The sequence below is a fragment of the Brevundimonas sp. genome (assembly GCF_036676055.1).
In the GTDB taxonomy this organism is placed as follows: domain Bacteria; phylum Pseudomonadota; class Alphaproteobacteria; order Caulobacterales; family Caulobacteraceae; genus Brevundimonas.
The window spans coordinates 132540-139881 of the sequence record NZ_JAKFDS010000008.1; the positions used below are offsets into that span (position 1 = coordinate 132540).

At 69.2% G+C, this 7342-nt stretch carries 6 protein-coding genes; 4 read left to right on the plus strand and 2 right to left on the minus strand.

Annotation, left to right across the window (positions count from 1 at the left end; genetic code table 11):
• The gene (locus V6M45_RS01800; RefSeq protein ID WP_442880518.1) at positions 1–2103 is read right to left on the minus strand and encodes a malate synthase G; all 2103 of its coding nucleotides are present in this window, start codon (positions 2101–2103) and stop codon (positions 1–3) included.
• A 482-nt stretch (positions 2104–2585) separates the two neighbouring features.
• Here V6M45_RS01800 and V6M45_RS01805 point away from each other — a divergent pair, with 482 nt between their 5' ends.
• Positions 2586–3227 carry a DUF1345 domain-containing protein gene (locus tag V6M45_RS01805; RefSeq protein ID WP_332653614.1) on the plus strand — a complete coding sequence of 214 codons (642 nt, stop codon included), beginning with the start codon at positions 2586–2588 and terminating at the stop codon, positions 3225–3227.
• 277 nt (positions 3228–3504) lie between these two features.
• Positions 3505–5010, plus strand: a complete 1506-nt coding sequence (locus tag V6M45_RS01810) for a DEAD/DEAH box helicase (protein ID WP_332653615.1) — start codon at positions 3505–3507, stop codon at positions 5008–5010.
• A 437-nt stretch (positions 5011–5447) separates the two neighbouring features.
• Here the strand turns inward: V6M45_RS01810 and ctrA are convergent, their stop codons facing one another.
• A complete protein-coding gene (ctrA, locus tag V6M45_RS01815; RefSeq protein WP_168046487.1) occupies positions 5448–6155 on the minus strand; it encodes a response regulator transcription factor CtrA in 708 nt (235 codons plus the stop codon).
• A 292-nt stretch (positions 6156–6447) separates the two neighbouring features.
• On the opposite strand from ctrA, the gene V6M45_RS01820 reads away from it, so the two are divergent.
• A complete protein-coding gene (locus V6M45_RS01820) occupies positions 6448–6804 on the plus strand; it encodes a chromosomal replication initiator DnaA (RefSeq protein WP_332653618.1) in 357 nt (118 codons plus the stop codon).
• Positions 6786–7342 (plus strand): DUF6456 domain-containing protein (locus V6M45_RS01825; RefSeq protein WP_332653619.1); only part of this gene is annotated, 557 nt, incomplete at its 3' end. The genes V6M45_RS01820 and V6M45_RS01825, both read left to right, overlap by 19 nt.

The following is a 7342-nucleotide window of genomic DNA, read 5'->3' on the forward strand; positions in this document are numbered from 1 at the left end:
TCACCTCTCCGCCCTGGCCCTTCTTCTGAACGCGTGGAGCAGGGGCTCGGTATAGCCGTTGGGCTGGGCCGTTCCCTCGAAGACGAGGGCGCGGGCGGCCTGGAAGGCGAGGCTGTTCGCGGGGTCGGACGCCATGGGCCGGTAGAGCGGATCGGCGGCGTTCTGGGCGTCGACCTTCGCGGCCATTCGCAGCAGGGCGGCGTCGACCTGCTGCGCGGTGCAGACGCCGTGCAGCAGCCAGTTGGCCATGTGCTGGGAGGAGATGCGCAGGGTGGCGCGGTCCTCCATCAGGCCGACGTCGTGGATGTCGGGCACCTTGGAGCAGCCGACGCCCTGGTCGATCCAGCGGACGACATAGCCGAGCAGGCCCTGGGCGTTGTTGTCGAGCTCCTCGGCGACCTCGGCGTCGGACCAGTTGCGGCCAGCGGCGAGCGGCGGGGTCAGGAGATCGTCGAGGCCGGGGACCGGGCGGGCGGCGATGTCGGCGCGCAGGGCGAAGACGTCGGTCTGGTGGTAGTGCAGGGCGTGCAGGGTGGCGGCGGTCGGCGACGGGACCCAGGCGGTGTTGGCGCCGGTCTTCGGATGGGCCGCCTTCTGGTCGAGCATTTCGGCCATGCGGTCGGGCGCGGCCCACATGCCCTTGCCGATCTGGGCCTTGCCGTTGAGGCCGCACGCGAGGCCGATGGCGACGTTGCGGGCTTCGTAGGCGGCGATCCAGGCGGAGGCCTTGATGTCGCCCTTGCGCACCACCGGACCCGCCTGCATCGCCGTGTGGATCTCGTCGCCGGTGCGGTCGAGGAAGCCGGTGTTGATGAAGACGATGCGGTCGCGGACGGCGTGGATGCAGGCGGCGAGATTGGCCGAGGTGCGGCGTTCCTCGTCCATGACGCCGACCTTGATGGTATGGCGGGCGAGGCCGAGGGCGTCCTCGACGGCGTCGAACAGGGCGTCGGTGAAGGCGCATTCCTCCGGGCCGTGCATCTTGGGTTTGACGATGTAGATCGAACCGGCCCGGCTGTTGCGGAACCGGCCCTGCCCCTTCAGGTCGTGCAGGGCGATCAGGCTGGTGACGAGGGCGTCGAGGATGCCTTCGGGAGCCTCGGAGCCGTCCGGCAGCTGGATGGCCGGGGTAATCATCAGGTGGCCGACGTTGCGGACGAACAGCAGGGACCGGCCCGGCAGGGTGACCGTCGAGCCGTCGGGGGCGGTGAAGACGCGGTCAGGAGCAAGGGCGCGGGTCAGGCGTTCGCCGCCCTTGGTGAAGGTCTCGACGAGGTCGCCCTTCATCAGGCCCAGCCAGTTGCGGTAGGCGGCGGTCTTGTCGGCCGCGTCGACGGCGGCGACCGAGTCCTCGAGGTCGACGATGGTCGACAGGGCGGCTTCCAGCACCACGTCGGAAATGCCGGCCGGGTCGTCGCGGCCGATCGGGTGGTCGGGGTCGAAGACGACCTCGATGTGCAGGCCGTTGTGGCGGAACAGGCGCGAGCGGTCGCTGCGGCCGACAAACTGGGCGGGGTCGCGCAGGGCGACGGCGGCGGCGTCGGTCAGGTCGGTCCAGGAGCCGTCGGCGAGGGGGACGGCCTGGTCGAGGAAGGCCTTGGCCCGGGCGACGACCCGGGCGCCCCGTACGGGATCGTAGCCGCCGCCTTGCGGCAGGTCGCCAAGGGCGTCGGTGCCGTACAGGGCGTCATAGAGGCTGCCCCAGCGGGCGTTGGCGGCGTTGAGGACGAAGCGGGCGTTGAGGATGGGCACAACCAGCTGCGGGCCGGCGAGGCTGGCGACCTCGGCGTCGACGTTGCGCGTGCCGATGGCGAAGGCGGCGGGTTCGTCGGCGAGGTAGCCGATCTCGCGCAGGAAGGCGGTCGTGGCGACCGGGTCATGGGGTTGGCCGCGGCGGGCCGTGTGCCAGGCGTCAATGCGGGCCTGAAGCTCGTCGCGGACGGCGAGCAGGCGGCGGTTCTCAGGTGCGAAGCGGGCGAAGACGGCGGCGGCGGCGGTCCAGAAGCGGTCCGCGTCGAGGTCGAGGCCGGGCAGGACTTCGGCCTCGATGAAGGCGGCGAATTGCTCGTCGACCTGCAGTCCGGCGCGCGGCGTCATCGGCATGGGCGTCTCCTTCGGGGCGGGCTGTAACATTCCGTGATGACCCCGGGGAAGTCGAGCGGGATTTTGCGGTGCGGGAGAGGCGACCAAATCACCCGGGTGAAATCCCGAAAACAGCGGGGGGCAGGGTCGGCGGAGTCGGCAAGGTCGGCATCGGAACAGCGGGGGCGGAGTCGGCAGAGTCGGCATTGGTCGGGAGGGAGGAACGCTCCTGGGAGCGGAGCGGCGGGATGCGATTGTCAAAGACCGGCGGACGAACCGAAATACTATGCGCGCGGTTTTTCCTCAGGCGGGAAGATCGCTTCGAGAAAATCGGAAGCCATTGAAGCCGGAAGATATTCCTGGCTGAACCGGGCTATAATTTCGCGGATTGCCAGCACAGCGGTGCTGCCGGTCTTTCTCCTCCCCGTTCGCGCAGGTGAACGAGGCGGAGACGGAACGCGCGCGCCCCTTGCGTCTCGCGCCCTCCGGCGCATCATCGGCCGGTGAAACCCCTGAACTGGCTTCGTCTGCACTGGCCGCTGTTGCTCGTCCTGCTGATCGCGGCGTCCAGCCTCGGCTGGCCGCTGGGCGGGGGATGGTTGACGCGACTGGCGCTGGGCTGGGACGTCGGCGTGGCGCTGTTCCTGATCGAGAGCGCGGCAAAGGTGTCCCGGGCGCGATCCACGGACGACATCCGTCAACGCGCCGCCGCCCTCGACGAGGCCGGGCGGGCGGTGCTGCCGCTGGCGCTGGTCGCGGCCGTGGCGAGCGTCGTCGTGGTCATCGGCGAGGCGGCCGGGGGCGGCGACCGGACGACGGCGGCCCTGGCCCTGGTCACGGTCGCCCTGTCGTGGGTCTTCGTCCATGTGATCTTCGCCTTTCATTACGCCCACGCCTTCTATGTGCCGGCGGCGGCGGGCGACGCGGGCGGGCTGCTGTTTCCCGGCGAGGATGAGCCCGACTATTGGGACTTCCTGCATTTTTCGCTGATCATCGGCGTCGCGGCCCAGACAGCCGACGTGCAGATCTCGGGGCGGGCCCTGCGCCGGACCTCGACGGTGCACAGCGTCACCGCCTTCGTGTTCAACACGGTGATCGTGGCCCTGTCGGTCAATCTGGCGGTGGGGTTGCTGGGGGGCGGTTAACCCCCGCGCCTTGACTTGGCCCCATTGAAGCGTCACTTACGCTGCATCGCACAATCGCGATGTCCGGCGCCTCCAGCGCGTGTGGGTCTTCCGAACCGGAGACCTGACTGTAGCAGCGGCCGGCCCCTCAAGATTCATTCGCTGCCCGGACACGCGGGGCGGCGCCCGATCCACCCCGACGATGTCACGCTGGCATCCCATCGGGACTGGCGGCGCCGACCTTTGAGCCTATCGGCCGGTCGATGCGCGTCGCCGCATACGCGAAAGAACACTCCACGTGAGCAACAAGACCTTCGACACCTTCGGCCTGAATCCGGCCCTGCTGCAGGCGCTGGCCTCGGAAGGCTATACGACGCCGACCCCGATCCAGCAGCAGGCCATCCCGGACGTCATGGCCGGCAAGGACCTGCTGGGCATCGCTCAGACCGGCACCGGCAAGACCGCCGCCTTCGCCCTGCCGATCCTCCACCGTCTGGCCGCCGATCGCACGCCGCCGGTGCCCCGCACCACGCGGGTGCTGATCCTGTCGCCGACGCGCGAACTGGCCAGCCAGATCGCCGAGAGCTTCAAGACCTACGGCAAACACCTCGGCTTCCGCGTCGCCGTGATCTTCGGCGGCGTGAAATACGGGCCGCAGGAGCGCGCCCTGCAGCAGGGCCTCGACGTGCTGGTGGCCGCCCCTGGCCGCCTGCTGGACCACCTGCAGCAGAAGACCCTGGACCTGAGCCGCACCGAGATCTTCGTGCTGGACGAGGCCGACCAGATGCTGGACCTCGGCTTCATCAAGCCGATCCGCCAGATCGTCAGCCGCATTCCGGCCAAGCGCCAGAACCTGTTCTTCTCGGCCACCATGCCGACCGAGATCGGCAAGCTGGCGGGCGAGCTGCTGAAGGACCCGGTCAAGGTCCAGGTGACGCCGCAGGCGACCACCGTCCAGCGCATCAACCAGTCGATCATCCACATCGAACAGGGTCGCAAGCGCGCCCTGCTGACCGAGATGTTCAGCGATCCGACCTTCACCCGCTGCCTCGTCTTCACCAAGACCAAGCACGGCGCCGACAAGGTGGCGGCCTATCTGGAAGCCGGCGGCGTCGAGGCCGGGGCCATCCACGGCAACAAGAGCCAGCCGCAGCGCGAACGCACCCTGGACGCCTTCAAGAAGGGCAAGCTGCGGGTGCTGGTGGCGACCGACATAGCCGCGCGCGGCATCGACGTGGACGGCGTCTCGCACGTCGTGAACTTCGAACTTCCGTTCGTGCCGGAAGCCTATGTCCACCGCATCGGCCGGACCGCCCGCGCTGGCGCCGACGGCACGGCGATCAGCTTCGTCGCCGGCGACGAGATGAAGCTGCTGCGCGACATCGAAAAGGTCACGCGCCAGAAGATCCCGGCCATCGACCGCCGCAACGACAAGCAGCTGGCCCAGCTGGACGCCTCGATCATGGCGTCGGGCGTCGGCAAGAAGGCGACCATGCCCGAGCGCGAGGGCGGGGATCGCAGCGAGGGCCGCGGCCGGCGCAATCCGCGCCGCGACGGCGTCAAGCTGGAAGGCGGCGGGCAACCGCATCGCGTCCGCAAGGCCGGACCGGGCCGCGACGTGCGCCCGACCCCGGAGCGGGCGTTCGATCCGCTGGCGCGCGAGCGTCCGCGTCAGGCCAACAACGACCCGCGTCAGGGCGGCGGCAATGTCGCCGTGGCGGCCAAGCCGGACGGCGAGATCAAGCGCCGCCCCCGTCGTCGCCGCCCGTCCAATGGCGGCCAGGGCTACGCCTCGAAGGGCTAGGCTCTCTACAGCCTGAACAACGGGACGCCCGTCGGAGAGATCCGGCGGGCGTCGTCGTGTGCGGGCGAAGGCGGGGCCCGACCCTCAGGTCGATGCGGCAGTCTCCGGCGTCACCCGGTCACGCGCCGTCCTCTGCAACGGCCGGAGTTTGGGCCAGAAGACGGGCCGTGCGCCTTTCGGCGACGCGTCGCAGCAACGTCAGCTGCTCCCAGGGCGCAAGCGGCGGGGCGCTCAGGGGTTTCCGGAGCTGTCGCAGTTCCCGCCAGCGGTCATCGCTATCGTCCATCATGCAACCATGATAGCGATGATGGGTGAACTTTTGGTTGAAGATCACGCCCGACGCCCTTCAGCCGGCCGCCTCACCGCCTCCCTCCCGACCACGAAAACGCCCGCCGGAGCGATCCGGCGGGCGTTTCGTTGTCTGATTGTCGGCCGGATCAGGCGGCGGCGGTGATCGGGGCGCTGGATTCCGACGGATCGCGCAGGACATAGCCGCGGCCCCAGACGGTCTCGATGTAGTGTTTGCCCCCGGCGGCCGTGGCCAGCTTCTTGCGCAGCTTGCAGATGAAGACGTCGATGATCTTCAGCTCGGGCTCGTCCATGCCGCCGTACAGGTGGTTGAGGAACATTTCCTTGGTCAGGGTGGTGCCCTTGCGGAGCGAGAGCAGCTCCAGCATCTGGTATTCCTTGCCCGTCAGGTGGACGCGGTGACCGTTCACCTCGACCGTCTTGCCGTCCAGGTTCACGGCGATCTCGCCGGTGTGGATGATGGCCTGGGCGTGACCCTTGGAGCGACGGACCACGGCGTGGGTGCGGGCGATCAGCTCGTCCTTGTGGAAGGGCTTGGTCATATAGTCGTCGGCGCCGCCGCCGAAGGTCTTGACCTTGGTCTCGATCTCGGACGTGCCGGACAGGATCATGACGGGCGTATTGACCTTGCCGACGCGCAGTTGGCGCAGGACTTCAAGGCCGTTCATGTCGGGAAGGTTCAGGTCGAGCAGGATCAGGTCGTAGTCGTAGATCTTGCCGAGATCGATGCCTTCTTCACCCAGGTCGGTGGTGTAGACATTAAAGCCTTCCGACTTGAGCATAAGTTCGATGCTCTGCGCGGTCGCGTGATCATCTTCAATAAGCAAGACGCGCATTGATGCCCCTCCAGGCAGAGCTTGACCGTAAATGTAACTGCCCCGTTTCGGGGTAACCTTGTTCGAACGTTAACCGGTCAAAAACTTAAGAAGGGTTAACGCCTGTCCCAAAACGAATCGTAGGCTGATTTGCGAATCGGCGTCGAGAGTCCCGAGTCAACCAGCCGAACTTTTTTAACCTTTTGGCGAGACGCCCCGCCGATACGACCGATTTCGACGCATCATAGACATATATTCCTATCTCCGGTGATGCGCTGCGTGCGGGCCGGCAAGCGACGATGGGAGATGCGAGATGACGGAGACATATCGGGTGCCCGTGCGGCGGGAGGACCGGGTGCGGGCGGTGCTGGCGCTGGAGCTGGTGTCGGCCTCGACCGGGGTGCCGAAGGAGCGGCTGGAGATGCGCAGCCGGCTGGAGGGACGGGCCTGCCGGGCGCGCTGGCTGGCCATGTATCTGGCCTATGTGACTTTCGGCTGGCCGATGGACCGGGTCGGACACGCCTTCGGGCTGAACCGGTCGACGGCGGCGGCGGCGTGCCGCTGGGCCGAGGACGGGCGCGACCGGCCGGTGATCGACGACCTGCTGGACCGGCTGGAGGTGTGCGCCCGCGCGGTGCTGGAGGCGCCCTCGTGCGAACTGCCGGCGTGAGCGGCGGTCGGGCGCGGCGGCTGCTGGCGCGGCCGGCCGGCTGGGTCGAAGCGCGGCCCGAAGGGGGGTATGCGATCCGGGTCGGGCCGGACCGGCGCTCGCGGACGCTGCTGCTGCTCGACGAGGCGGGGTTCCGGGCGCTGGTCGCCGAGCCGGGGCTGACGCCGCGGCCGGGCGGCGGCTGGACGGCGCGGCGGTCGGGCGGTCCGGCCCCTGAGCTCCCGCCGCCGGGGCGGCCCGGGCAGGTCGAAGGGGTGCGCGAGGTGATGGAGGCGGACGGGCGGATGCGGCCACGCCGGGCCAATCTGACCGGCTCGGCCATCGCCTGGCTGTCGGGTCGTTGCGACGCGACGGGACGGCCTTGGATCACGCGGGGCGAGCGCGCCGCCGCGGAACGGCTGGGCGCCGAAGCCGAGATCGCCCTCGCCGGGCCGTCGCTGACGATGCGCTGGGACGCCCTGCCCCGCTCCGGGGGCGGCTCCGCGGCGCGGGTCGAGCCCGGCGACCGGGCGATGGCGGCGGCCGCGCGGGTTGAGGC

Bases quoted from the DNA above. Each gene is read 5' to 3' on its own strand.
- V6M45_RS01820 (WP_332653618.1), top strand. From the start codon at position 6,448: ATGACGGAGACATATCGGGTGCCCGTGCGGCGGGAGGACCGGGTGCGG.
- V6M45_RS01800 (WP_442880518.1), bottom strand. From the start codon at position 2,103: ATGCCGATGACGCCGCGCGCCGGACTGCAGGTCGACGAGCAATTCGCC.
- ctrA (WP_168046487.1), bottom strand. From the start codon at position 6,155: ATGCGCGTCTTGCTTATTGAAGATGATCACGCGACCGCGCAGAGCATC.